The sequence below is a fragment of the Psychrobacter sp. JCM 18903 genome, assembly GCF_000586475.1.
Lineage (GTDB): Bacteria > Pseudomonadota > Gammaproteobacteria > Pseudomonadales > Moraxellaceae > Psychrobacter.
In genome coordinates this window covers 1-915 of sequence record NZ_BAWJ01000052.1, presented here as the reverse complement: position 1 = coordinate 915, position 915 = coordinate 1, and the positions used below count along the sequence as shown (strand labels likewise).

The 915-nt window shown below is 39.5% G+C and carries 2 protein-coding genes; both read right to left on the bottom strand.

Features of this window, described 5'->3' with window-relative positions:
- Nucleotides 1–10: 10 nt before the first annotated feature.
- On the bottom strand, nucleotides 11–523 hold the full coding sequence (locus TT12_RS14975; RefSeq protein WP_243443765.1) for an IS630 family transposase: 513 nt from the start codon (nucleotides 521–523) through the stop codon (nucleotides 11–13).
- Nucleotides 498–851: an IS630 transposase-related protein gene (locus tag TT12_RS14970; RefSeq protein WP_045456530.1), complete on the bottom strand. Its 354-nt coding sequence runs from the start codon at nucleotides 849–851 to the stop codon at nucleotides 498–500. Before TT12_RS14970 ends, TT12_RS14975 begins: the two co-directional genes overlap by 26 nt.
- Nucleotides 852–915 lie beyond the last annotated feature (64 nt).

The following is a 915-nucleotide window of genomic DNA, read 5'->3' as shown; positions in this document are numbered from 1 at the left end:
TATAGTCAGTTCACAATAAAATAAATACAGCCCATATCCTGAAATAGCTTAGGCAGATTATTCTCCATCCACCCTTGGCGTAGAAACTTAGCTTGAGCCATTTCTTTTCAATGGGGTTTAGATCAGGACTGTAGGGTGGCAGCCATAGAATACGATGACCGTGCCTGTTCAGTAGTTTTTGAATACGCTTGCTCTTATGAAAGCGGGCATTATCCATAACGATCACGCATTTAGTCTTGAGACTTGGAATTAGCGTGAACTTGCACCAGTCATAAAATATATGGCTGTTGATATTTTGTTCAAAGTAATCAAGCGCAAACAGCATCTTTTTATACAAAGCACCGATGACATTAGTGCGCTTTTTTGCTTGCCAGTTGAAGCTGTCGATACAGGGTTTGCCTATCGGTGAGTATCCGTAAGGTCTTATAGTTTCAGCCTCAAAGCCGCTTTCATCCATATACACAATGGGATAGCCTTGCTGTGTAAAGCTATCAAGCTTACTCTGATACGACGCTCTTTTTATCAGGCAGGCTTTTGGATGCTCTAAGGTCTTTTTTTTGACTGATACCTAGGCGTTTTAAAGCATTGTGCATGCCGGTCTTACTACAGTTGAATCGCCTAGCTCGCTCATATAAATAGTCATCTGGATGTTGTTCAACGTCTTTTAAGAGTGCTTCATTCGGTATTTTAGTCGGTGGTTTATTCCGGGTTTGTTTGATACTTGAATCTTTGAGCCAGCGCTGTAATGCGGTTTTGCTAATATTATAAAAAGTACAAGCCTGACGGATACTCATGTCTTTGTTTTTGACACTTTTAATCACTTGTGCTCGAAAATCTGCTGAATAGGTCATTTGTTATTCTGCCATTTCGCTTGTTTTAAAACGATTGTATCTTATTTAAAAAGAACTGACTATA